19 protein-coding genes and 4 tRNA genes are annotated in these 23,550 nt (G+C 71.0%); 17 read left to right on the top strand and 6 right to left on the bottom strand.

What is annotated here, in order from left to right; all coding sequences use genetic code 11:
- The first annotated feature begins 54 nt into the window (after window positions 1-54).
- From AQJ66_RS16415 to purM, 4 genes are all read left to right on the top strand, one after another.
- Window positions 55-852, top strand: a complete 798-nt coding sequence (locus AQJ66_RS16415) for a maleylpyruvate isomerase family mycothiol-dependent enzyme (protein ID WP_061921884.1) — start codon at window positions 55-57, stop codon at window positions 850-852.
- A gap of 162 nt (window positions 853-1,014) precedes the next feature.
- The gene (locus AQJ66_RS16410) at window positions 1,015-1,374 is read left to right on the top strand and encodes an META domain-containing protein (protein WP_244162840.1); all 360 of its coding nucleotides are present in this window, start codon (window positions 1,015-1,017) and stop codon (window positions 1,372-1,374) included.
- Between the two features lie 212 nt (window positions 1,375-1,586).
- Window positions 1,587-3,116 carry an amidophosphoribosyltransferase gene (gene purF, locus AQJ66_RS16405; protein WP_061921878.1) on the top strand — a complete coding sequence of 510 codons (1,530 nt, stop codon included), beginning with the start codon at window positions 1,587-1,589 and terminating at the stop codon, window positions 3,114-3,116.
- A gap of 35 nt (window positions 3,117-3,151) precedes the next feature.
- On the top strand, window positions 3,152-4,216 hold the full coding sequence (gene purM, locus AQJ66_RS16400) for a phosphoribosylformylglycinamidine cyclo-ligase (RefSeq protein ID WP_061921874.1): 1,065 nt from the start codon (window positions 3,152-3,154) through the stop codon (window positions 4,214-4,216).
- 156 nt (window positions 4,217-4,372) lie between these two features.
- On the opposite strand, the gene AQJ66_RS16395 is transcribed toward purM, so the two are convergent.
- Both AQJ66_RS16395 and AQJ66_RS16390 read right to left on the bottom strand, forming a co-directional pair.
- On the bottom strand, window positions 4,373-4,627 hold the full coding sequence (locus AQJ66_RS16395) for a DUF3073 domain-containing protein (RefSeq protein WP_061921871.1): 255 nt from the start codon (window positions 4,625-4,627) through the stop codon (window positions 4,373-4,375).
- A gap of 319 nt (window positions 4,628-4,946) precedes the next feature.
- Window positions 4,947-6,044, bottom strand: coding sequence for a Leu/Phe/Val dehydrogenase (locus AQJ66_RS16390; RefSeq protein WP_061921868.1), 1,098 nt, complete (start codon window positions 6,042-6,044; stop codon window positions 4,947-4,949).
- A gap of 198 nt (window positions 6,045-6,242) precedes the next feature.
- Between AQJ66_RS16390 and AQJ66_RS16385 the strand changes: the two genes are divergently transcribed.
- Window positions 6,243-7,085 carry a DUF8083 family protein gene (locus tag AQJ66_RS16385; RefSeq protein WP_061921865.1) on the top strand — a complete coding sequence of 281 codons (843 nt, stop codon included), beginning with the start codon at window positions 6,243-6,245 and terminating at the stop codon, window positions 7,083-7,085.
- A gap of 518 nt (window positions 7,086-7,603) precedes the next feature.
- Window positions 7,604-7,810, top strand: a complete 207-nt coding sequence (bldC, locus tag AQJ66_RS16380; protein ID WP_003949541.1) for a developmental transcriptional regulator BldC — start codon at window positions 7,604-7,606, stop codon at window positions 7,808-7,810.
- 390 nt (window positions 7,811-8,200) lie between these two features.
- Here bldC and AQJ66_RS16375 read toward each other — a convergent pair whose 3' ends face one another.
- The 3 genes from AQJ66_RS16375 to hrpA form a co-directional block, all read right to left on the bottom strand.
- Window positions 8,201-8,407, bottom strand: coding sequence for a DUF6274 family protein (locus AQJ66_RS16375; RefSeq protein WP_061921862.1), 207 nt, complete (start codon window positions 8,405-8,407; stop codon window positions 8,201-8,203).
- A gap of 398 nt (window positions 8,408-8,805) precedes the next feature.
- Window positions 8,806-8,880: transfer RNA gene (locus AQJ66_RS16370), tRNA-Asp, on the bottom strand.
- 96 nt (window positions 8,881-8,976) lie between these two features.
- Complete coding sequence (gene hrpA / locus AQJ66_RS16365) at window positions 8,977-12,921, bottom strand: ATP-dependent RNA helicase HrpA (RefSeq protein WP_061921859.1); 3,945 nt, start codon at window positions 12,919-12,921, stop codon at window positions 8,977-8,979.
- Between the two features lie 158 nt (window positions 12,922-13,079).
- Here hrpA and AQJ66_RS16360 point away from each other — a divergent pair, with 158 nt between their 5' ends.
- The 7 genes from AQJ66_RS16360 to AQJ66_RS16330 all read left to right on the top strand — a co-directional run bounded on the left by AQJ66_RS16360 (window position 13,080) and on the right by AQJ66_RS16330 (window position 18,464).
- A complete protein-coding gene (locus AQJ66_RS16360) occupies window positions 13,080-14,666 on the top strand; it encodes a metallophosphoesterase family protein (protein ID WP_061921856.1) in 1,587 nt (528 codons plus the stop codon).
- A gap of 80 nt (window positions 14,667-14,746) precedes the next feature.
- Window positions 14,747-14,819 (top strand) — tRNA-Glu (locus AQJ66_RS16355).
- A 37-nt stretch (window positions 14,820-14,856) separates the two neighbouring features.
- Window positions 14,857-14,931 (top strand) — tRNA-Asp (locus AQJ66_RS16350).
- 24 nt (window positions 14,932-14,955) lie between these two features.
- Window positions 14,956-15,029 (top strand) — tRNA-Phe (locus AQJ66_RS16345).
- An 88-nt stretch (window positions 15,030-15,117) separates the two neighbouring features.
- Entirely contained in the window at window positions 15,118-15,468 is a 351-nt protein-coding gene (locus tag AQJ66_RS16340; RefSeq protein ID WP_061921853.1) for a metallopeptidase family protein, read from the top strand.
- A 96-nt stretch (window positions 15,469-15,564) separates the two neighbouring features.
- Complete coding sequence (locus tag AQJ66_RS16335) at window positions 15,565-16,083, top strand: hypothetical protein (protein ID WP_061922526.1); 519 nt, start codon at window positions 15,565-15,567, stop codon at window positions 16,081-16,083.
- A gap of 224 nt (window positions 16,084-16,307) precedes the next feature.
- Window positions 16,308-18,464, top strand: coding sequence for a DEAD/DEAH box helicase (locus tag AQJ66_RS16330; RefSeq protein WP_061921851.1), 2,157 nt, complete (start codon window positions 16,308-16,310; stop codon window positions 18,462-18,464).
- 427 nt (window positions 18,465-18,891) lie between these two features.
- On the opposite strand, the gene AQJ66_RS16325 is transcribed toward AQJ66_RS16330, so the two are convergent.
- Complete coding sequence (locus AQJ66_RS16325) at window positions 18,892-20,199, bottom strand: phosphatase PAP2 family protein (protein WP_208611376.1); 1,308 nt, start codon at window positions 20,197-20,199, stop codon at window positions 18,892-18,894.
- Window positions 20,200-20,459: 260 nt separating this feature from the next.
- Between AQJ66_RS16325 and AQJ66_RS16320 the strand changes: the two genes are divergently transcribed.
- From AQJ66_RS16320 to AQJ66_RS16305, 4 genes are all read left to right on the top strand, one after another.
- Window positions 20,460-21,197, top strand: coding sequence for a HEAT repeat domain-containing protein (locus AQJ66_RS16320; protein ID WP_061921848.1), 738 nt, complete (start codon window positions 20,460-20,462; stop codon window positions 21,195-21,197).
- Between the two features lie 244 nt (window positions 21,198-21,441).
- Window positions 21,442-21,615 carry a thiomuracin/GE37468 family thiazolyl RiPP peptide gene (locus tag AQJ66_RS16315; protein WP_061921845.1) on the top strand — a complete coding sequence of 58 codons (174 nt, stop codon included), beginning with the start codon at window positions 21,442-21,444 and terminating at the stop codon, window positions 21,613-21,615.
- A 150-nt stretch (window positions 21,616-21,765) separates the two neighbouring features.
- On the top strand, window positions 21,766-22,728 hold the full coding sequence (locus AQJ66_RS16310) for an ATP-binding cassette domain-containing protein (protein ID WP_061921842.1): 963 nt from the start codon (window positions 21,766-21,768) through the stop codon (window positions 22,726-22,728).
- 23 nt (window positions 22,729-22,751) lie between these two features.
- Window positions 22,752-23,498, top strand: coding sequence for an ABC transporter permease (locus AQJ66_RS16305; protein ID WP_061921840.1), 747 nt, complete (start codon window positions 22,752-22,754; stop codon window positions 23,496-23,498).
- Window positions 23,499-23,550: the final 52 nt, after the last annotated feature.

Raw genomic sequence — 23,550 nt, 5'->3', positions numbered from 1 at the left:
GGGCCGGTGGGAAAAGGAGGAGGGCCCGCGCCGTGAAGGCATAGGCTCGGCGCCATGCCACCGGTCAGGAAGCGTGCCCGCAGCTACGACGCCGCCAGGACCCGTGCCGCGGTCCTCGCCCAGTTCGGCAACGTCCGGGAGGCCGTACGCGGTCTCGGCCCCGAGCAGCTCGCCCTGCCCACCCGGCTCGGCGAGTGGACCGTGCGCGAACTCGTCGCGCACATCGGCATGGCGGTCACCGCCGTGCACCGCGCCCTCGACCGGCCGACCCCGCCCAAGCAGGACGTGACGGTCGTGCGGTGGCCCTTCGCCACCGCCGCGAACGCCGGCGCGATCCACGACTTCACCCGCGGCCAGGCCACCGCGCACCCCGACCTCGACGCCCACCTCGCCGAGGTCGAGCGGTCCCTGCGCGCCCTCCTCGAGCAGTACCCCGGCGGGCGGCTGCTGGAGACCAACGCGGGCGCGCTGCCCCTGGACGACTACCTCGTCACCCGGACCGTCGAGCTCGTCGTCCACACCGACGACCTCAACGCCGCCGTCCCGGGCCTTCAGGTGCCGTACGACCGCCAGGCCCTGGCCGCCGCCACCCGGCTGCTCGCGGACGCCCTGGCCGTGAAGGCGCCCGGCGGCTCCACCGAGGTGCGGGTGCCGCCGTACGCCGTCGTGCAGTGCGTCGAGGGGCCCCGGCACACCCGCGGCACCCCGCCCAACGTCGTGGAGACCGACCCGCTGACCTGGGTCCGGCTCGCCACCGGCAGGCTTGCCTGGAAGGATGCGGTGGCGGACGCCCGGGTCAGCGCGAGCGGCGAACGGGCCGACCTCGGACCGCTGCTGCCGCTCATGGCGTAGAGGCGCACGGGCGCGGGGGCGCAGTGGCGCGGGGAACCCGAAGCCCGGCCCGCCCGTCGAACCGGTATGAACCGGTACAAGCAGCGCTTGACCCTGAGGGCGGTGGCCGTGCTCGTCCCGCTGATGGTGGCCTGCGGGGGCCAGCGGGCGGACAGTGGTGCCATGAGCGTTCAGCAGCCCCTCGCCGGGACCGACTGGCGGGTCGACTCCGTCACCGTCGGCGATACGACGCAGCACGCGCCCGCCGCCGCGCACCTGCGCATCGGCGAGGACGGCAAGGCGGCCGGGAACCTCGGCTGCAACCAGTTCAGCGCGCGGGTGACCGTCCACGGCGACCGGATCACGTTCGGCGACATCCGGTCGACCAGGATGGCCTGCGACCCCCGTCGCATGGACTTCGAGCGCACCCTCGCCCGCACCCTCACCACCGGCACGCTCACCGCCCGGTCCGCCGACGGGAGGCTGACCCTCACGGACGGCGACGGCGACCGCGTCCACCTCAGCCGCCGCGCACCCGAATGATGTGCGACACCTCACTCACCCGCCGGCCACCCGGCCCGGCGGCCGCGCGCCGGCGGACGGAAGGCGGCTGACAGCGACCGCACGGCACCGCCGCTGACCAGCGGAAACCGCGAAACCGACAAGGTGATCGGCAAACCCTCCCCGGGCGCCGGGAGGCCGCCCCCGCGTTCCCCAATTCGGACCAGTGGTCGACCTCGCCTACACTCGGTGGCGTGCCACGTGGTGACGGTCGACTCAATCACGATCTGCTTCCCGGCGAAAAAGGCCCTCAGGACGCTTGCGGCGTCTTCGGTGTCTGGGCTCCGGGCGAAGAGGTCGCAAAGCTCACGTACTTCGGGCTCTACGCCCTCCAGCACCGGGGTCAGGAATCCGCGGGAATCGCGGTCAGCAACGGCTCCCAGATCCTCGTCTTCAAGGACATGGGCCTGGTCTCCCAGGTCTTCGACGAGACCTCGCTCGGTTCGCTCCAGGGTCACATCGGGGTCGGACACGCCCGCTACTCGACCACCGGCGCCTCCGTGTGGGAGAACGCCCAGCCGACGTTCCGCGCCACCGCGCACGGCTCGATCGCGCTCGGCCACAACGGCAACCTGGTCAACACGGCCCAGCTCGCCGAGATGGTCGCCGACCTCCCCCGCGACAACAACAGCCGCGCCGGCCGGGTCGCGGCCACCAACGACACCGACCTGCTGACGGCCCTGCTGGCTGCCCAGGTCGACGAGGACGGCAAGCCGCTGACCATCGAGGAGGCGGCCCACCAGGTCCTCCCGAAGGTCAGGGGCGCCTTCTCGCTCGTCTTCATGGACGAGCACACCCTCTACGCGGGCCGCGACCCGCAGGGCATCCGCCCGCTGGTGCTCGGCCGGCTGGAGCGCGGCTGGGTGGTCGCCTCCGAGAGCGCCGCCCTGGACATCTGCGGTGCCAGCTTCGTCCGCGAGATCGAGCCGGGCGAGTTCGTCGCCATCGACGAGAACGGCCTGCGCACCTCCCGATTCGCGGAAGCGAAGCCCAAGGGCTGCGTCTTCGAGTACGTGTACCTGGCCCGCCCGGACACCGACATCGCCGGCCGGAACGTGTACCTCTCCCGTGTGGAGATGGGCCGCCGCCTGGCCAAGGAGGCCCCGGTCGAGGCCGACCTGGTCATAGCGACCCCGGAGTCCGGCACCCCGGCCGCCATCGGCTACGCGGAGGCCAGCGGCATCCCCTTCGGTGCGGGTCTGGTGAAGAACGCCTACGTCGGCCGGACCTTCATCCAGCCCTCGCAGACGATCCGCCAGCTCGGCATCCGCCTGAAGCTGAACCCGCTGAAGGAAGTCATCAAGGGCAAGCGCCTCGTCGTCGTGGACGACTCGATCGTGCGCGGCAACACGCAGCGGGCGCTCGTGCGGATGCTGCGCGAGGCCGGCGCCGCCGAGGTCCACATCCGGATCTCCTCGCCGCCCGTGAAGTGGCCCTGCTTCTTCGGCATCGACTTCGCCACGCGCGCGGAGCTGATCGCCAACGGCATGACCATCGACGAGATCGGCACCTCGCTCGGCGCCGACTCCCTGGCCTACATCTCCATCGACGGCATGATCGAGGCGACCACCATCGCCAAGCCGAACCTGTGCCGCGCCTGCTTCGACGGCGAGTACCCGATGGAACTGCCGGACCCCGAGCTGCTCGGCAAGCAGCTGCTGGAGACCGAGCTGGCGGCCGGTCCCGCCGCCACGGCCGCCGCCGACGCGATCCGGCGCCCGTAACACCCCTGCAGTACGACACGAAAGCTCTCACAGTCATGTCTGAGACAACTGGTGCCAGCTACGCAGCGGCGGGCGTCGACATCGAAGCGGGCGACCGCGCCGTGGAACTCATGAAGGAGTGGGTGAAGAAGACGCAGCGGCCCGAGGTCCTGGGCGGCCTCGGCGGCTTCGCCGGGCTCTTCGACGCCTCCGCCCTCAAGCGCTACGAGCGGCCCCTGCTCGCCTCCGCCACCGACGGCGTGGGCACCAAGGTGGACGTCGCGCGCCGGCTCGGCGTGTACGACACCATCGGCCACGACCTGGTCGCCATGGTCATGGACGACATCGTGGTGTGCGGCGCCGAGCCGCTGTTCATGACCGACTACATCTGCGTCGGCAAGGTCCACCCCGAGCGGGTCGCCGCCATCGTCAAGGGCATCGCGGAAGGCTGCGTGCTGGCCGGCTGCGCCCTGGTGGGCGGCGAGACGGCCGAACACCCGGGCCTGCTCGGCGAGGACGACTTCGACGTCGCCGGTGCCGGTACGGGCGTCGTGGAGGCCGACCGGCTGCTCGGCGCGGATCGCATCCGCACGGGTGACGCGGTGATCGCCATGGCGTCCTCCGGGCTTCACTCGAACGGGTACTCCCTGGTGCGCCACGTCCTGCTGGACCGGGCCGGGCTCGCCCTGGAGGCGGAGATCGCGGAGCTGGGCCGCACCCTCGGTGAGGAGCTGCTGGAGCCCACGAAGATCTACTCGCTGGACTGCCTGGCGCTGACCCGCACGACCGAGGTGCACGCCTTCAGCCACATCACCGGCGGCGGACTCGCGGCCAACCTCGCCCGGGTCGTCCCGGACGGGCTGCACGCCACCGTCGACCGCTCCACCTGGACCCCGGGCCCGATCTTCGACCTGGTCGGCCGGACGGGCGACGTCGAGCGCCTGGAGCTGGAGAAGACCCTCAACATGGGCGTCGGCATGATCGCCGTCGTCCCCGAGGGATCCACCGAGGCGGCCCTCGCGACCCTGGCCGACCGCGGCGTCGACGCCTGGGTGGCCGGCGAGATCACCGAGCGGGGCGACAAGGAGACCGGCGCCGAACTCGTGGGGGACTACGCGTAGGCGCCCGGAACGACGGCCGGGACCGGCACGGGCATGAGCCGGTCCCCGCGGCCCTCCGGGGCCCGGGACACGCAGCCTGATCACACGACGGCAGCACGAAACCCGGTCCGGTTCTGAACACCCCGGACCGGGACAGTGCGGCTCGGCGCCGCCGGCTTACGCGCCGCGACGGTGCTGTGAGGGACCTTCGTCCTCGTCCTCTTCGTCGTCCTCGTAGAGGTCGGCGTAGCGGGAGTACAGGTCGTCGTCGTCATGCTCATCGTCCTCGAAGCGGTCGCCATTCGGCGGCGACTGGTTCGACGTCGATGCGCCCAGCTCCTCGGCCAGGCGTGAGAGGTCCGTCCCGCCGCTGTTGTACTTCAGCTGGCGGGCGACCTTCGTCTGCTTGGCCTTGGCCCGGCCGCGCCCCATGGCTCGACCCCCTCAACGACGGGGCTCGACGGCCCCAGAGTCTGACACGCGTTCATGATCCGGAACGGACTCTCCGCAGAGAGGCCGGTCCGTAGGGCTTCCACGGTACCTGAGCCCGCGCCCATACGGTACGTCGCCCGCAGCACGCGCGTGTGCACAGGACCCTCGAGGTGCCCTTTCCTCGCTGGTCAATGGCGATTTTAACCACTTATCGGGGGACGACCCGCCGGTGGAAGTGAGAGTTCTCTCCAAGTCCCCGCCGGCGGGTACCGCTCACTTGTGCGATCGGATGTCCGACCGCGGCCCCTCGCGGTGCGGCTCAGCGCGCCGCGCGCGCCTCCGCCATGCGCTGCTCGGCGATCCGGTCGGCCGCGGCGGCCGGCGGAATCCCGTCGTCCTTCGCACGTGCGAAGATCGCCAGCGTGGTGTCGAAGATCTTCGCGGCCTTCGCCTTGCACCGCTCGAAGTCGAACCCGTGGAGCTCGTCGGCCACCTGGATCACGCCGCCGGCGTTCACCACGTAGTCCGGCGCGTAGAGGATCCCGCGGTCCGCGAGGTCCTTCTCCACACCCGGGTGGGCCAGCTGGTTGTTGGCCGCACCGCACACCACCCTGGCGGTGAGCACCGGCACGGAGGAGTCGTTCAGGGCTCCGCCCAGGGCGCACGGGGCGTAGATGTCCAGCCCCTCCACGCGGATCAGCGCCTCGGTGTCGGCGACCGACCTCACCCCGTCGGGGTGCTGGTCGAGGATCCGCCGCACGGCGTCCGCGCGCACGTCCGTGATCACGACCTCGGCACCCTCGTCCCGCAGGTGCCGGACCAGGTGGTGGCCGACCTTGCCGACCCCGGCGATGCCGACCGTGCGGCCGCGCAGCGACGGGTCGCCCCACAGGTGCTGCGCGGAGGCGCGCATGCCCTGGTAGACGCCGAAGGCGGTCAGCACGGAGGAGTCGCCGGCACCGCCGTTCTCCGGCGAGCGGCCGGTGGTCCAGCGGCACTCCCGGGCCACGACGTCCATGTCGGCGACGTACGTGCCGACGTCGCACGCGGTGACGTAGCGACCGCCGAGCGAGGCCACCATGCGCCCGTAGGCGAGCAGCAGCTCCTCGGTCTTGTCGCGCTCCGGATCACCGATGATCACGGCCTTGCCACCGCCGTGGTCCAGCCCGGCCATGGCGTTCTTGTACGACATCCCGCGCGCCAGGTTGAGGGCGTCGGCGACGGCCGCGGCCTCGTTCGCGTACGGATAGAAGCGGGTACCGCCCAGCGCGGGGCCGAGGGCGGTGGAGTGGATGGCGATCACGGCTTTCAGACCGGTCGCGCGGTCCTGACAGAGCACGACCTGCTCATGGCCCCCCTGCTCCGAGTGGAACAGGGTGTGCAGGACATCAGCAGGTGCGCCGGTTACGTCGGTCACTGTGGTGACTCCTGTGTAAGTAGCGGCGAGTGGGGTGGGACCCCGTGCGGGTGGCGGGGTCGTGGGCATGAGCGTAGAGCCTCGGTGTCCTCGCCATCCGCGCAGTGTTCAGGATCACTCCTCGGCGCCCTGCGCGCACGCATGGCGTGGCACGATTCGCAGTGGTTTCGAGGCGGGTCCCAAGGGGAGGGAGCAGGCGTGCCCAAGGTGTCCTCGATGGTCGTCCCCTATGCGGCGTACCTGCGTGTCTACGAGCCGCTGGCCGCATTCCCGGAGCCCGAGCGCACCCACTGGGCCCGCTACGCCCGCCGGCCCGACCGCCCCACCTACCAGGACGAGCTGCGCCGCTCGCTGGCCGACCTGCTGCCCACGCCGCCGATCCCGGTGCCCGTGCACGAGAGCGGCGACGCCTTCGTGCTGGAGAGCGACGGCGTGCTGTGCGTGTGCCCCTGGCGGACCCGGCTGCGCGGCTGGCAGGCCCTCGGCGACCTCGGCGCGGAGCTGCCCCCGCCGGTGCTGGACGCGGTGCTGCCGCCGCTGGTGCGCGACCAGGCCGCCCAGGACTACGAGCGCTGGCTGGCCCGCAACCCCGACGCCCGCCCCTGGATCCGCACCGCGACCTGGCACATCCCGCTGAACTGGTTCGTGCTCGTCTCCGACGAGGAGCGCCGGTACGACGAGGGCACCGCCGAGGCGCCCCCGATGCTGCGCTACCGCACGCCGATGGTGCAGGCCCGGCGGCGGGTCGCGCGGGCCCTGCGCACGCTGCGGGACACTCTGGACGAGGGGCCGCTCATCGACGGCCTGGTGGACGTCGGCCGCTGGCTGGAGGAGTTCCACCCGCGCTCGCTGGTCGAGCTGGACTACGGGGGGCTGGTGCACGTGCTGCCGGCCGGCGAGCTGGCGGACGACCACTCCGCGGCGGACGTGGCCGCCGGCATCGAGGCGCTGCGCCGGGGCGACGGGGCGGCCGCCGGCGAGGCCTACGGGCGGCTGGTGGCGCGGTGGCGGGCGGTGCGGGACAGGCGTTCCGCGAACTGAGTGACGTAGGTCACGGCCCAAATCCCCCTGAACGACGTACCGTCTACCGCACTTAGGTCACCTGACGCGGCGTTGGTCCTGATCCGGACTTTTGTCTCAAGGGTGATGGACGGCACTTACAAGAGGCTTGCCCTAGTTGCCACTCCTCATGCCAAAATAGGACAAGGAGTCCGGGGAGGGCTCCATCCGCCCAGGTGTGCTCCGCTGTGGGTGGAATCTCAGCATTGCACGCTTTGGGGGGTTGGGTGACTCCTGATCGTCCTGTGACTGATCGTCACAGTGGCGTGACTGTCCGCTATGGCATGGTCCATCGGCTTCCGCGGCTGATGACTACCTGGGAGGGCAATTCCATCGGTTTGGCCGACGCGGCTGGACAGATGGTGTAGTTGTAGTGCCGAGGACAAGCCGTTCGTCCTATAACCGACTCGACTCGCGTCCGCCATTTCGGGCAACGCGGGTCAAGGTGCAGAATTTAGAGGAAAGAACCGAGAACGTCGGTTCTCCCGAGGAGGCCGCTCATGACCGCTCGCACCCCTGATGCCGAGCCGCTGCTGACCCCGGCTGAGGTCGCCACCATGTTCCGCGTCGACCCCAAGACAGTCACGCGGTGGGCGAAGGCCGGCAAGCTCACGTCGATCCGCACGCTCGGCGGGCATCGCCGCTACCGCGAGGCCGAGGTCCGCGCTCTGCTGGCGGGCATCCCGCAGCAGCGCAGCGAGGCCTGAACAACCGCATGACCGGGCAAAACCGGCTGTTCCCCCAACTTGCCGCAGCGCCCGGAACCCCAGCTCCAAGCGACGCGGGACCTGCCCCAACAGGACCCACGCCCGAGCCGAACAGAACTTCATAGGCAGCGACACAGGGTGCGTCGTGGATCGCGCTGGACTCCGCCGGGTCCAGCGCGATTCTGTGTTTGCGGGACCGCTGCGCCGTGAGCGGCCTTGTGGGAGTCTGGGGAGGCCTGTCGGAACGGCTGTGCGCGGGCGCCCGGGGCGGGTGCAATTGCACATATTCTATTGACCAGTTGTAGGAGCGCGGTAAGTACCGCGCTTCCAAAAACTCATGCGGTGACTCCCGTCACACACGGGACGGCTTGCCCGGTGCGGGAGCCGGGGCTAGTGGGCCGCCTGCGGGCTGTCGTCCTCGACCGGCTCGTCGCCCGCGGCCGCACCCGCCTCCTGGGAGAGGGGGCCGGCGTCCATCGCCAGGCGCAGCAGATGGTGGCAGATGGGGCAGCGCCGGGTCAGGTGCCCGTAGGACGAGGCGGCCGACAGGTGCGCCCTCAGCAGCGCCCGCGTCTCGTGCCTGGCCGATGCCGCCATACGCCACCTCCAGGGGCCGCACGGAGGAGCGGGCCCTGTTCTCTGGGTACCGAGCGAATGTGACGCCGTCAAGCCCGCCGACGGCCCTGAGAGCGCTTCCGGCGGCGCGGAGGGGACAAACCCTCACGGCGGCCGTTCGGAGCCGTCTGACGGGGCGTGAGGTGACGGGGTGGCCCCGACGGTGCCCGCCGGGGTGCCGCTCGTCGGCACGACAGCCGGTGGTGGTGCGACACCCGGCGGTGGTGCGGGCGGCGCGAAGGCCGCCGTCCGCCAAGACGAGGGCCTCGTGACGCGGTCCTGACGGGATTTGCCGTGCCTGATCGCGGCTCCGCCGCGGGGTGCGGCCTCCGCTCCGCAACGCAAAGGCCCCCGTCCGTTAAGACGAGGGCCTCCTGGTGCGGTCCTGACGGGATTTGAACCCGCGGCCTCCACCTTGACAGGGTGGCGAGCACTCCAAACTGCTCCACAGGACCAGGTGTCGCGGCGCCTCGCTCGCTGCGTTGCGCTGCGAGAAGAGACTGTACAGGAGGTGGGCCGCCCGGTCGAACTCACCCCCTGTGCCCGAACGGCTACGGTGCGGCCGCGTCGATCGCCTTCACGATCCGCTTGTCGGAGACCGGGTACGCCGTGCCCAGCGCGTGGGCGAAGTAGCTGACCCGGAGCTCCTCCAGCATCCAGCGGATCTCCAGCACCTGCGCCGGCACCGGCCGGCCCTGCGGCAGCTGCTCCAGCAGCCAGGCGTACTCGTCCTGCATCTCGTGCACCTTCTCCATGCGGGTGGTGTCCCGCTGGACGTTGGTCGCCATCTGCTGCAGGCGCCGGTCCGCGGCCACCAGGTAGCGCATCAGGTCCGGCAGCCGCCGTATCCCCGCCCACGTCACGAAACCGGGCTTCACGAGCGCGTCCAGCTGCTTGCGGACGTCCGTCAGGTTCGCCAGGAGAGCGGGGCTGCCGACCGCCTTCAGTCGCCGCTCACAGGCCTGCCAGGCCGCGAGGACCTGCTGCACCTGGGCCACCGCCCGGACCGTCGTGTCGACGATCTCCGCGCGCACCTTGTCGTACAGCTTCCGGTACGACTCCTCGTCCCACGCCGGCCCCCCGAAGTCCGCGATCAGCCGGTCGGCCGCGGCCATCGCGCAGTCGTCGAACAGCGCCTGGATCGAACCGTGCGGATTCGCCGACAGCCCCAGCTTCTGCGCGTTCGTCAGCTTCTCGGACGCGAACTTCGCCGGATTCACCGGGATGTTGCGCAGGATCAGCCGGCGCGTGCCCCTCCACATCGCCTCCGCCTGCTCCTCCTCCGTGTCGAACAGGCGCACCGAGACCGTGTCCCCGTCGTCCACCAGCGCCGGGTACGCCTTCACGGGCTGCCCCGCCCGCCGCGTCTCGAAGACCCGGGAGAGCGTGCCGATCGTCCAGTCCGTCAGCCCCGCGCGCTCCAGCGACTCCCCGCCCGAACGGGACGCGGTCGCGGCCGCCGCCTGCGACAGCGCCTTGCGGGCCTTCGGCTTCAGCCGCAGCTTCAGCGCTTCCAGGTCCTTGTCCTCGGCCAGCTTGCGCCGCCGCTCGTCCACGATCCGGAACGTGATCCGCAGATGGTCCGGGACCTTCGACCAGTCGAAGTCCTCAGCCTCGAAGGGCACCCCGACCATGCGCTTCAGCTCGCGCGCCATGGTCACGGTCAGCGGCTCCTGCAGCGGCACCGCCCGCTCCAGGAACGCCTTCGCGTAGTTCGGCGCGGGCACGTAGTTGCGGCGGACCGGCTTCGGCAGGGAACGGATCAGCTCCGTCACCACCTCCTCGCGCAACCCCGGGATCTGCCAGTCGAACCCCTCACCGGTGACCTGGTTCAGGACCTGCAGCGGGATGTGCACGGTCACGCCGTCGGCGTCCGCCCCCGGCTCGAACTGGTACGTCACCCGGAACTTCAGCTGCCCCTGCCGCCAGGAGTCCGGATAGTCGGCCTTCGTCACCGCCTCCGCCGACTCCCGGATGAGCATCTCCCGCTCGAAGTCCAGGAAGTCCGGCTGCTCGTGCCGCTTGCGCTTCCACCACGAGTCGAAGTGGGCCCCGGAGACGACGTGCTGCGGCACCCGCTGGTCGTAGAAGTCGAACAGCGTCTCGTCGTCCACCACGATGTCCCGGCGCCGCGCCCGGTGCTCCAACTCCTCCACCTCGCTGAGGAGTCTGCGGTTGTCGGCGAAGAACTTGTGGTGCGTGCGCCAGTCGCCCTCCACCAGCGCGTTCCGGATGAACAGCTCGCGGCTGACCTCCGGGTCGATGCGGCCGTAGTTCACCTTCCGCTGGGCGACGATAGGGACGCCGTACAGCGTCACCTTCTCGTACGCCATCACCGCCGCCTGGTCCTTCTCCCAGTGCGGCTCGCTGTACGTCCGCTTCAGCAGGTGACCGGCGAGCGGTTCGACCCACTCCGGCTCGATCCTCGCGTTGACCCGCGCCCACAGCCGGCTCGTCTCCACCAGCTCGGCCGACATCACGAACCTCGGCTGCTTCCGGAACAGCGCCGAGCCCGGGAAGATCGCGAACTTCGCGTTCCGGGCGCCCAGGTACTCGTTCTTGTTGCCGTCCTTCACGTCCTTCATCCCGACGTGGGACAGCAGGCCGGCGAGGAGGGAGGTGTGGACGCGGTCGGCCGGCGCATCCTCCTCGTTCAGGTGGATGCCCATCTGCTTCGCGACCGTGCGCAGCTGCGTGTAGATGTCCTGCCATTCGCGGATGCGCAGGAAGTTCAGGTACTCCTGCTTGCACATCCGCCGGAACGAGCTCGAACCCCGCTCCTTCTGCTGCTCGCGCACGTACCGCCACAGGTTGAGATACGCCAGGAAGTCGCTGGTCTCGTCCTTGAAGCGGGCGTGCTGCTGGTCCGCCTGGGCCTGCTTCTCGGCCGGGCGCTCGCGCGGGTCCTGGATGGACAGCGCGGCGGCGATGACCATCACCTCGCGGACACAGCCGTTCCGGTCGGCCTCCAGGACCATGCGGGCCAGCCGCGGGTCCACCGGCAGCTGGGCCAGCTTGCGGCCGGTGTCCGTCAGCCGCTTGCGCGGATCCTTCTCGGCCGGGTCCAGCGCACCCAGCTCCTGCAGCAGCTGCACACCGTCGCGGATGTTGCGGTGGTCCGGCGGATCGATGAACGGGAACTTCTCGATGTCACCGAGGCCGGCCGCGGTCATCTGCAGGATGACGGACGCCAGGTTCGTCCGCAGGATCTCCGCGTCCGTGAACTCCGGCCGCGCGAGGAAGTCCTCCTCGCCGTACAGCCGGATGCAGACGCCGTCGGACGTACGCCCGCAGCGGCCCTTGCGCTGGTTCGCACTCGCCTGCGAGATCGGCTCGATCGGCAGTCGCTGCACCTTCGTGCGGTGGCTGTAGCGGCTGATCCGGGCGAAACCCGGGTCGATGACGTACTTGATCCCCGGGACCGTCAGCGACGTCTCGGCGACGTTGGTCGCCAGAACGATCCTGCGGCCGGTGTGCGGCTGGAACACCCGGTGCTGCTCCGCGTGCGACAACCGCGCGTACAGCGGAAGCACCTCGACGGACCGGTACTTCTTCTTCTCCAGCGCGTCCGCCGTGTCCCGGATCTCCCGCTCACCCGACAGGAAGACCAGGATGTCACCCGGCCCCTCACCCATCAGCTCCTCGACGGCCTCGGTGATGGCCGTGATCTGGTCGCGGTCGGCGTCCTCGGAGTCCTCCTCCAGCAGCGGCCGGTAACGCACCTCCACCGGATACGTCCGGCCGCTCACCTCGACGATCGGCGCGTCCCCGAAATGCCGCGAGAACCGCTCCGGATCGATCGTCGCCGACGTGATGACGACCTTCAGATCGGGCCGGCGCGGCAGCAGCTGGGCCAGGTAACCCAGCAGGAAGTCGATGTTCAGCGACCGCTCGTGCGCCTCGTCGATGATGATCGTGTCGTAGGCGCGCAGCTCACGGTCCGTCTGGATCTCCGCGAGCAGGATGCCGTCCGTCATCAGCTTGACGAACGTGGCGTCCGGGCTCACCTGGTCCGTGAAACGGACCTTCCAGCCCACCGCCTCGCCCAGCGGCGTCCCCAGCTCGTCCGCCACCCGCTCCGCGACCGTACGGGCCGCGATGCGCCGGGGCTGGGTGTGCCCGATCATCCCGCGCACACCCCGGCCCAGCTCCAGGCAGATCTTCGGGATCTGGGTCGTCTTCCCGGACCCCGTCTCACCGGCCACGATGACCACCTGGTGGTCCCGGATCGCGGCCGCGATCTCGTCCTTCTTCTGGCTGACCGGCAGCTGCACCGGATACGTGACGGCCGGCACACGGGCACGCCGCTCACCGATCCGCGCCTCGGCCCGGCCGATCTCACCCTCGATCTCGGTGAGGACGGCGGCACGGGCCTCCGGCTTGCGGATCTTGCGGGCACCCTCCAGCCGCCGCCCGAGCCGTTGCGCGTCGCGCAGCGACAACTCGGTCAGACGGGGGGCGAGGGCGCCGAGGACAGGAGCTGGATGCGTAGACATACGCGATCCAGGATCGCACCTCCCGGAAATCACACGCGAACGATTTGACCCGCGCAGCGCCCCGAACGGACCAGGAGCGTCACCCGGGGCCCCGCGGCCACCGCACGAGTGCGGCGAACCGCCGCATATCCACACCCGCCCCCGGGCATACGGCCCCAATGGCCCGCGTCCCCGTCGCAGCCCCGAACCGCCTGCACCGCGTCCTGAACCGGATCCCCGACCGCACCCGCTCCCGCCGCGGCAGAACCCCCGCCCTCCCCGACCTGGAGCTCGCCACCCGGCCCCGGCCCTGGCTCCGCGCCCTCGGCCTCACCGCGGTCGTCCTCGTCGGCGCGTGGCTCGGCCTGCTCGTCGTCGGCAACGTCCGCGCCCCGGTCGGCCCCATGAACACCACGATGGCGCTGCGCCCCTCCCTCACCGGCGGCACCAAGATCAACGTGTCTCCGCTCGGCGCGCTCACCCTCGACAGCCACGCCGCGCCCGTCCGCCTCGACGTCAACGTCGACCAGCTCGACCCGCTGCGCTCCCAGGCCCTCGTCGACCACCCCGAACGCCTCTCCGGCCTCCAGGACGAGGTCGTCCACGACGTCGAGCACGGCACCCTCGACCTCGCCGTACGCTCCTGCGTCGCCGTCGTCACCGGCGCCACCGCGCTCGGCCTCGCCGTCTACCGCCGCCCCCGCCGCGCGCTCACCGCCGGCGGCCTGGCCCTCGCCCTCCTCGCCGCCTCCGGCGCGACCGCCTACGCCACCTGGAACCCCAAGTCCGTCCTGGAGCCCAAGTTCTCCGGCCTGCTGTCCTCCGCGCCGTCCCTGGTCGGCAACGCCCGCAACATCGTCACCGAGTTCGACGTCTACCAGAAGGAACTGGCCCGCCTGGTGACGAACGTGACCAAGCTCTACGACGTCACCTCCACCCTCCCGGCCTACCAGCCGGACCCCTCCACGCTCCGGGTGCTGCACGTCTCCGACATCCACCTCAACCCGGCGAGCTGGCGGATCATCGCGTCACTGGTCGACCAGTACAAGGTGAACGTGATCGTCGACTCGGGCGACACGATGGACCACGGCACGGCCGCCGAGAACGGCTTCCTGGACCCGATCAAGGACCTGGGCGTGCCCTACGTCTGGGTCCGCGGCAACCACGACTCCCTCACCACCCAGCGCTACCTGCAGCGCATGAAGAACGTGCACGTCCTGGACAACGGCCGCACGCAGACCGTCGCCGGCCTGCGCTTCGCCGGGATCGGCGACCCCCAGTTCACCCCCGACCGCTCCGTCGTCCCCGGCGGCGACGCCACCGAGCAGCTGGCGGGCGAACGGCTGGCCGACGCCCTGCGCGCCCAGCGGGCGGCCGGCACCCCGGCCGACGTGGCGATCGCCCACGAACCCGTCGCCGCCCGCCGGACGGACGGCGAGGTGCCCCTGGTGCTCTGCGGGCACCTCCACCACGAGGGCACGCAGGTACTGAGGCACGGCACACGGCTGCGCATGGAGGGCTCGACCGGCGGCAGCGGACTGCGCGCGGTCGAGCACGACTACCCGGCCCCCATCGAGGCCTCGATCCTCTACTTCGACCGCGACTCCCACCGCCTCCAGGCCTGGGACGCGATCAAGCTGGGCGGCCTGGGCCTGACAACGGCCGAGGTCAGCCGCCACCTGCCCGAGGAGAACCTGCCCGGCGCGACCACCGGTCCCTCGGCACCGTCCCCCACCTCGGCGACTCCGTCCCCGAGCGCGCCGTAAACCGTTTTGGCGATACTCCCCGCCATCCCATATGCTTCTCACGTCCCCGACGCGCTGAGAAGCGCCCAGGCGGGCCGATAGCCCTCATCGTCTAGCGGCCTAGGACGCCGCCCTTTCAAGGCGGTAGCACGGGTTCGAATCCCGTTGGGGGCACGCAAGATCGTGTGCGACACTGTTGCACACAGAGCTTGGTCCTGTGGAGCAGTTTGGAGTGCTCGCCACCCTGTCAAGGTGGAGGCCGCGGGTTCAAATCCCGTCAGGACCGCTGAGGTTTCACGTGAAACCTCGTGGCTGGGTAGCTCAGTTGGTACGAGCGTCCGCCTGAAAAGCGGAAGGTCGCCGGTTCGACCCCGGCCCCAGCCACAGCGAAGGCCCCGATCTCCGGATCGGGGCCTTGTTGCGTTCCGTGCAGCATCCGCGTCTTCGAGCAGTTGTGCCGGACAATGAGCGTGTGCTGGAGATGACACGTGAGGAGTTCGAGGAGCTGGTCGCCGAGGCGCTCGACCGGATTCCGCCGGAGTTGACGCGGTTGATGGACAACGTGGCGGTGTTCGTGGAGGACGAGCCGCCGACGGATGATCCGGAGCTGCTGGGGCTGTACGAGGGGACGCCTCTCACCGAGCGGGGCGAGTGGTACGCGGGGGTGCTGCCGGACCGGATCACGGTGTACCGGGGGCCGACGCTGCGGATGTGCGCCTCCCGGGAGGACGTCGTCGCGGAGACCGAGGTCACGGTGGTGCACGAGATCGCTCACCACTTCGGCATCGACGACGCGCGGCTGCACGCCCTCGGGTACGGGTGAACGGTCGGGTATCGATTCGAACGCGGTGCGTGTCCTCGTGCGGGCGGCGGGAGTTGGGCAGGGTGACTCCCTTTCTCGCTTCCGGAGGTGGCCGCCGTGCGCCCCTTGTACGTACCCGTCCGTCTGGCCGCCACGGTGCTGACGGTCTCCGTCGCCGCCGGCTGTGTGAGCGTGGGTGACGACGCCGGCCGGGCCAGGCCCTCGCACTCGGCGGGGCAGCGGGGCGGTGACGCGCCGGACGGCGGCCCTGGCGGCGGGGGCGGAGGCGTCGGGTACGGCGGCGGGGCGGGGGACGGCAAGCAAGAGCACGGGGGGAAGAAGAAGCACGGGAAGTCGGCGTCGGCCTCGGCGACGCCGTCGGAGGCGGGCAGCGGGTCGCCGGCGCCGGGCAGGCCGGGTGAGCCGGGGAAGCCCGGTGAGCCGGCGCCGCCGAGTCCGCCGGGTACGGACGAGCCGACCCCTCCGCAGACGGCCGAGCCGCAGCCGACGCCGACCGAGCAGCCGACGCCGGCCTCGCCGCCGCCCCCGTCCGCGGAGCCGTCCTCCTCGGCGCAGGGGCCGGGGACCCAGCTGGGACGGCGGGTGCCGGCACCCGTGGCGGACGTGTCGACCTGAGCGGGGGAGGCCGCTGACCTGCGCGCACGGTGCCGGTTTGCGTTGAGGGGTGGAGGGTGCGTATGGTGGTAGATCGTTTGATCCCATTTGCCCGGCGCCACCACAGAGCGCGCCGTGTGGCGCGTACTCTCCCTTGCCGTGGCGGACCGCATTGAGGCGGTCGTGAGCGAATCACGGAGTTGACGGGCGCGTGCCGAAGAGACTCCGGAAGGTTTCGCATTCGCATGTCCGTGTCCAGTACTGATCAGATCGTCGTGTCCGAGAACGAGAACGAACTCGTCGAGACGACGACCGTGGTCACCGAGGCCCTCGAGGCCGCTGACACCACCACCGACACCACCCCCCAGATCACGTTCGGCGACTTCGGTCTGCCGGAGGGCGTCGTGCGCAAGCTCGCCCAGAACGGCGTGACGACCCCCTTCCCGATCCAGGCCGCGACCATCCCGGACGCCCTGGCCGGCAAGGACATCCTCGGCCGTGGCCGCACCGGCTCCGGCAAGACCCTGTCGTTCGGTCTGCCGACGCTGGCCCGGCTGGCCGGCGGCCGCACCGAGAAGAAGCGGCCGCGCGCGGTCATCCTGACCCCGACCCGCGAGCTGGCCATGCAGGTGGCCGACGCCCTCCAGCCCTACGGCGACGTCCTCGGCCTGAAGATGAAGGTCGTCTGCGGCGGTACGTCGATGGGCAACCAGATCTACGCCCTGGAGCGCGGCGTCGACATCCTCGTCGCCACCCCGGGCCGGCTGCGCGACATCATCAACCGCGGCGCCTGCTCGCTCGAGGACACCCAGATCGCCGTCCTCGACGAGGCCGACCAGATGTCCGACCTGGGCTTCCTGCCCGAGGTGACGGAGCTGCTGGACCAGGTCCCGGCGGGCGGCCAGCGGATGCTGTTCTCCGCGACCATGGAGAACGAGATCCAGACCCTCGTCGACCGCTACCTGACCGACCCGGTCTCCCACGAGGTGGACGCGGCGCAGGGCGCGGTGACGACCATGTCGCACCACATCCTCATCGTGAAGCCCAAGGACAAGGCGCCGGTGACGGCCGCGATCGCCTCCCGCAAGGGCCGCACGATCATCTTCGTGCGCACCCAGCTGGGCGCCGACCGGGTCGCCGAGCAGCTGCGTGACGCGGGTGTGAAGGCGGACGCCCTGCACGGCGGCATGACGCAGGGCGCGCGGACGCGCACGCTGGCGGACTTCAAGGAGGGCTACGTCAACGTCCTGGTCGCGACGGACGTGGCGGCGCGCGGCATCCACGTGGACGGCATCGACCTGGTGCTGAACGTGGACCCGGCGGGCGACCACAAGGACTACCTGCACCGTGCGGGCCGTACGGCGCGTGCGGGCCGGACGGGCACGGTCGTGTCGCTGTCCCTGCCGCACCAGCGGCGGCAGATCTTCCGTCTGATGGAGGACGCCGGTGTGGACGCCGGTCGCCACATCATCCAGGGCGGGGCCGCCTTCGACCCGGAGGTCGCCGAGATCACGGGCGCCCGTTCGATGACGGAGGTGCAGTCCGAGTCCGCGGCGAACGCCGCCCAGCAGGCCGAGCGTGAGGTCGCGGACCTCACCCGGCAGCTGGAGCGCGCCCAGCGCCGTGCGACCGAGCTGCGCGAGGAGGCCGACCGGCTGGTCGCCCGGGTCGCCCGTGAGCGCGGTGAGGACCCGGAGGCGGCGGTGGCCGTGGCCCAGGCGGCCGCGGCGGAGGCCGTGGTCGAGGCGTCGGCCCCCGTGGAGCCGGTGGTGCGCGAGCGCGAGACCGAGCGCGAGGAGCGTCCGTCGGGTTCGGCGCCGTACGAGCGCCGGGAGCGGCGGGGCTTCGAGCGCCGTGACGACCGGGGTGACCGTGGTGACCGCGGCAGCCGGGGTTTCGAGCGCAGGGACGACCGCCGGCCCTTCGACCGGGACCGTGACCGGGACCGTGGGTTCGAGCGCCGTGACGAGCGTGGCGGGCGTGGCTTCGAGCGTCGTGACGAGCGCCGTGACGAGCGTCGCCCGTTCGACCGTGACCGCGGCAACCGTGGGTTCGAGCGTCGTGACGACCGGGGTGACCGTGGCTTCGAGCGCCGGGACGACCGGGGTGACCGCGGCGACCGCGGCAACCGTGGGTTCGAGCGCCGTGAGGAGCGCCGCCCGTTCGACCGTGACCGTGGTGGCCGTTCCTTCGAGCGCCGGGACGACCGGGGTGGCTTCCGCCGTGACGAGCGGGGCGGGCACCGGGGCAGCGACCGGCCGTTCAACCGCGACCGGCGGGACGACCGTCCGGGCTTCCGCTCCGGCGGCCACGACCGTCCCTTCGGCCGTCGTGACGACCACCGCGGCACCGGCGGCTTCGGCCGCCGTGAGGACAAGCCGCGCTGGAAGCGCAACGGCTGACGGCAGTGAGCGGTGACCGGCCTGCGGGCCGGTCACCGACGCAGAAGGCCGCGGGCCCCGGAGACGATCCGGGGCCCGCGGCCTTTTCCGTGCGCGCCCACCCGGGTTCGGGCGGAGCGGGCCGCGGGGGTCAGCGGCGGGCGCCCTGGATCCCGGCGGCCGCCTCGGCCAGGCGGGACAGGTCGTCGCCGGTCAGGGCGAGGCCGGCCGCGGCCGCGTTCTGTCCTGATCGACTCCTCGTCGTTGCCGACGCCGTACGACCGGCTCATGCCCATGCAGCCGAGCCCCTGTGCGCAGACCCGCAGACCCTGGCTGCCGAGAGCGACCTGACGCATGGGTGTTCCCCCCTTGGCGACGGAGACACCAGCGTAGGTGTCTCCATCACCAACAGCGTTGATTTCAGGGCCACTTGGCGTGTGGCGGCGTCTCACACCATCTCGGGCCGGGGTTCCGGTCGCTGCAGTGCCGCGGGGGCCGGTTCCCACTGCCTCGTGGTCCGCAGGTAGCCGTAGACCACCGAGCCCATCGCCAGCAGCAGGACGGGGCCGAACAGCCACGGACGCCCTGCCATCTGCACCGGCAGGAAGCGGTACGACAGCAGGAGCGCGACGAAGACCGTCGCGCCGTAGGCGGCCAGCTGGAGTCCCGACCGGTCCCAGTCGCGCACCTGCGCGCGCAGCGCCGCCTCGATGGTGAGCGTGAACACCACGCCGGCCACGAGGTCCGCGCCGTAGTGGTAGCCGAAGCCCAGCGTCGCGGTCAGGGTGGCGATCAGCCAGAAGGTGCCCGCGAAGCGCAGCACGCGCGGGCCGGTGCGGGAGTGGATGAAGATCGCGGTGGCCCACGCGGTGTGCAGGCTGGGCATGCAGTTGCGCGGGGTGATCGCGTCGTACGTGACCGGGTGCGGGGGGCTGAGCGGCGGCGGGGAGTCCGGCCACAGGTTGGCCACCGCCCAGTGCAGGCCGCCGGTGCCGGAGGCGCCGGGGCCGTAGGCGAAGACCGGGCCGACCACCGGGAAGATCATGTAGACGGCCGGCCCGAGCAGGCCGATGACCAGGAAGGTGCGCACCAGGTGGTGGCGGGGGAACTTCCGTTCGGCCGCCACGTTGCGCAGCTGGTACATCGCGACGACGACCGCGGCCACGGCGAGCTGTCCGTAGACGACGTCGAGCAGGTGGAAGCCGATCGAACCGCTCGCCCGGACCAGCCGTCCCACCACCCACGACGGGTTGCCCAGGGCGTGGTCGGCGGTGGCCACGTACGGGTCCAGCACCGTCGGGCGGCTCTTGGAGGTGATGAGGAGCCAGGCGTCGCCGGTCTTGCGGCCGGCCACCAGCAGCAGGCCCAGCCCGATGCCCTTCAGCAGCAGGACCCGTTCCTGGCCGGTGCGGCGCGTGACGGCGATGACCGCGCAGCCCATGACGACCCACAACGCGCCGTTGCCGAAGGGGTGCGCCTCGTCCAGGTCGACGTCGATGCCGAGCGCCCACCGCGCCACGAAGAAGACGAGGTCGATGCCGACCGCGGCGCCGGCGGCGATGAACCGCTCCCGCCAGGTGAGCACGACCATCATCAGCGCCATGCAGGCGTACAGCAGGAAGCCCGACTTGGGCGGGTACACCACCTCGCGCACCTGGGCGGTGAGCGGTCCCCGCACGCCGTAGTGACGCGCCATGATCTCCAGGGCGACGAGGAACCCCAGGGCCACCACACCCGCCGTGGCCCACAGCAACATCCGTGTTGGTCTGAATATCAATTTTTTGGCCGATTTGTTAGGTTTCAGGTCGATCGTTCACGAGTTCGATCATGTTATCGGTTTCGGTGCCGCCCCGAAAAGACGGCGTGGCGGCTTTCGTTCAACTAGCAACAACTGAAAATCGGAATTAAATGGACCTCTATCTTGCTAGGCTGCGACGCATGTCGACCTCACAGCCCCTGAACAGTGCAGTGTCCGCAGAAGAGTTGGCCGAAAAGCTGTCGGATCCCGATCGCAGCGTGCGCAATGGCGTGGCGCTCACCATCGGGACCGAGTTCGAGACCGATCTCGCGGACGTGCTGGTCGAAAGACTGTGGGCAGAGGCGGACTTCTTCGTACGGGAGACGATGACCTGGGCGGTCGTCCGGCTCGAGGAGGCCACGCGGCCGGCGGTGCTCGCCGCCACCGGACCGGACCGGCCCTCGCACGTGCGGGTGCAGGCGCTGCACGTGCTCAGCAAGTTCGCCAACCCGGAGACCGTCGACGCCATCCTGCCGTACATCACGGACCCGGACGAGACGGTCGCCCGCAAGGCCCGGTGGGCGCTGGGCCGCATCCAGGAGCCCCGGGCGGTCCCGCACCTGGTCGCGCTGCTGGGCGACCGTCACCCGATCGAGGAGCGCAACGCCCTGACCGACGACGTGGCCGCGTTCGGCGCGGCGGCCGTCCCGGCGCTGGTGGAGGCGCTCGGCTCGGACGATCACACGGTGCGTCAGCACGCGGCGGACGCCCTGTGCTACATCGGGCACCCGCACGCGGAGGACGCGGCCGAGGCCCTGGGCGCCGTCGTGCAGGGCTCGGAGTCCCAGCTGGCCGTGGCCGCGCTGATGGCCCTCGGTGAACTGCACGGCGACGCCGCCCGGCAGGAGGTCGAGGCGGCGCGGGAGGCCGCGGACCCCAAGATCCGGGGCATCGCGGAGCGTCTGGCCACCAAGCAGCGGCGCGCCGCCCTGCGGGCCCGCCGCAAGGTCGGCTGAACCTGCGGACCGGCGTGGCACACGAGGAGGCGGGCGGCCCTGCGAGGGCTGCCCGCCTCCTCGCGTCGCAGCGTAAAAAGAGATTTTACCCAATTCCCGTGACCGATTTTGATTTCCGGTCATCGGTTTCCGACGCGTGACCCGGGGTCCTTCCGCGGCCCAGGATGTAAGCGGCTCTTCGAATCCGGGGTTCCCCCCGGATTCACTTGGGGGGTCTGCCAACAGAGGGACGGAAGGACATCTCATGGGGAACAACGAGGAGTACTTCGTCGACGTCAACGACCTGTCGATCGACGTGTTCGACGTCGTGGAGCAGGGTGGCGCCGTGACCGCGCTGACCGCCGACCACGGCATGCCCGAGGTCGGTGCGTCGACCAACTGCTTCTGCTACATCTGCTGCTCCTGCAGCTCCAACTGAGGCAGCGTCGGTGAACGGGTGGCCTCCCGGGGGGTCCACCCGTAGCCGGCTCCGCCTGGTCCCGCGGCGCACTGGTGCGCCGCGGGACCACGGCGTGCCTCACCCCTGCGCGACTGCGCGGCGAAACCTGAGAACGAGCGAGGTGGCACCATGATTTCGGCGTCCGGACTGGCCAAGTCCTACACCGTTCGGCGGGGTAGAGAGCGGATGCAGGTCGATGCGGTGTCGGATGCGACGTTCGAGGTCGCCGAGGGGGAGATCGTCTCCTTCCTGGGGCCCAACGGTGCCGGGAAGACCACGACGCTGCGGATGCTCACCACGCTGACCCCGCCCAGCTCGGGATCGGCCCGGGTCGCCGGCCAGGACATCGTCGACCGGCCGCGCGAGGTGCGCCGGCAGATCGGCTACGTCTCGCAGAGCGGCTCGGCCGGCGGATTCGCCAAGGCCGGGGACGAGATAGTCGACCGCGCCCTGCTGTACGGCCTCGACGCGGCCACCGCCACCCGGCGGGCGCGGGCGCTGCTCGAGCGGCTGGACCTGCCCGACGTCTGGACCCGTGTGCCGCGGTCGCTGTCCGGCGGGCAGCGCCGGCGGCTGGACCTGGTCATGGGGCTGGTGCACCAGCCGCGCCTGCTGTTCCTCGACGAGCCGACGGCGGGCCTCGACCCCCAGGCGCGCGCCAACCTGTGGGGGCACATCCGCGAACTGCGCGAGGAGTACGGCATGACCGTGTTCCTCACCACGCACTACCTCGACGAGGCGGACATGCTGAGCGACCGGGTGATCGTGTTCGACCACGGCCGGGTGGTCACGGCCGACACCCCGGGCGCCCTGAAGGACCGCATCTCCGGGGACCTGGTCGAGGTGGAGGTCGCCGACCCGGAGCAGGTGGACGCCGCCGTGCGCGTCGTGGAGAAGGCGGCCGCCGACAAACCCGCGGTGACCGGGCTGCGGATCGCCGGCCGGGTGCACCGCTCCGGGACCGTCCTGCCGGGCCTGACCCGCGAGCTGGACGCGGCCGGGGTGGAGCTGGTGTCGCTCGAGGTGCGCCGCCCGACCCTGGACGACGTCTTCCTCACCCTGACCGGACGTTCCCTGCGGGACGCGCGCTGAGCACGTCGAGAAAGGCCTCCTCCATGCTCCACGACACGATGGTCGTCTTCCGCCGTCAGATGCGCATGACCCTGCGCAGCCCGGCCATGGTCCTGACCGGATTGCTCCAGCCGGTGCTCTACCTGGTGCTGTTCGCGCCCCTGCTGAAGTCGGTCGCGGCGCAGGTCGGTTCCGTGAACCAGTACACCCTCTTCGTCCCCGGCCTGCTCGTCCAGCTGGCGGTGTTCGGCGCCGCGTTCACCGGGTACGGCGTGATCGGCGAGTGGCGCGACGGCGTGATCGAGGGCGAGCGGGTCACCCCCGCCCCGCGGTCCGCCCTGCTGCTGGGCCGGCTCGGCAGGGACCTCGTCCAACTGCTGGTCCAGTGCGCCGTGCTGGTCGCCCTGGCCTACGCCTTCGGCATGGACGCCCCGCTGCCCGAGCTGCTCGTCGGCGTGGTCATCACGCTGCTCCTCGGCGCCGCGTGCGCGGCGACATCCAATGCCATCGCCCTCGCCGCCAAGGACGAGCGCGTCATGGGCAGCGTGGTCAACACCCTGCTCATGCCGATCGTCCTGCTGTCCGGGATCCTGCTGCCGGTCACTCTGGGACCGCACTGGCTGCGCGTCACGGCGGGACTGATGCCGGTCAAGCACGTCGTCGACGCGGTCCGTTCCTGCTTCGCCGGCGACCTGTCGTCGAGCGGTGTGCTGTGGGGCGGCGGCTGGGCCGTGCTGCTGTGTCTGCTGGGCGTCTGGTTCGGCACCAGAACGTTCCGCGCGGAGGCCTAGGGCCTCTCGCGCGTCTTTCGGCACCGGCCTCGCGACATGGGCGCGGCCGGTG

Source organism: Streptomyces bungoensis, from assembly GCF_001514215.1.
Classification (GTDB): Bacteria; Actinomycetota; Actinomycetes; order Streptomycetales; family Streptomycetaceae; genus Streptomyces; species Streptomyces bungoensis.
Note: the sequence above shows the minus strand (reverse complement) of the source record. Positions and strands in the feature narration are given on the sequence as shown.

Bases quoted from the DNA above. Each gene is read 5' to 3' on its own strand.
- AQJ66_RS16415 (WP_061921884.1), top strand. From the start codon at position 55: ATGCCACCGGTCAGGAAGCGTGCCCGCAGCTACGACGCCGCCAGGACC.
- AQJ66_RS16410 (WP_244162840.1), top strand. From the start codon at position 1,015: ATGAGCGTTCAGCAGCCCCTCGCCGGGACCGACTGGCGGGTCGACTCC.
- purM (WP_061921874.1), top strand. From the start codon at position 3,152: ATGTCTGAGACAACTGGTGCCAGCTACGCAGCGGCGGGCGTCGACATC.
- AQJ66_RS16395 (WP_061921871.1), bottom strand. From the start codon at position 4,627: ATGGGGCGCGGCCGGGCCAAGGCCAAGCAGACGAAGGTCGCCCGCCAG.
- bldC (WP_003949541.1), top strand. From the start codon at position 7,604: ATGACCGCTCGCACCCCTGATGCCGAGCCGCTGCTGACCCCGGCTGAG.
- AQJ66_RS16375 (WP_061921862.1), bottom strand. From the start codon at position 8,407: ATGGCGGCATCGGCCAGGCACGAGACGCGGGCGCTGCTGAGGGCGCAC.
- hrpA (WP_061921859.1), bottom strand. From the start codon at position 12,921: ATGTCTACGCATCCAGCTCCTGTCCTCGGCGCCCTCGCCCCCCGTCTG.
- AQJ66_RS16360 (WP_061921856.1), top strand. From the start codon at position 13,080: ATGGCCCGCGTCCCCGTCGCAGCCCCGAACCGCCTGCACCGCGTCCTG.
- AQJ66_RS16330 (WP_061921851.1), top strand. From the start codon at position 16,308: ATGTCCGTGTCCAGTACTGATCAGATCGTCGTGTCCGAGAACGAGAAC.
- AQJ66_RS16325 (WP_208611376.1), bottom strand. From the start codon at position 20,199: ATGTTGCTGTGGGCCACGGCGGGTGTGGTGGCCCTGGGGTTCCTCGTC.
- AQJ66_RS16315 (WP_061921845.1), top strand. From the start codon at position 21,442: ATGGGGAACAACGAGGAGTACTTCGTCGACGTCAACGACCTGTCGATC.
- AQJ66_RS16310 (WP_061921842.1), top strand. From the start codon at position 21,766: ATGATTTCGGCGTCCGGACTGGCCAAGTCCTACACCGTTCGGCGGGGT.
- AQJ66_RS16305 (WP_061921840.1), top strand. From the start codon at position 22,752: ATGCTCCACGACACGATGGTCGTCTTCCGCCGTCAGATGCGCATGACC.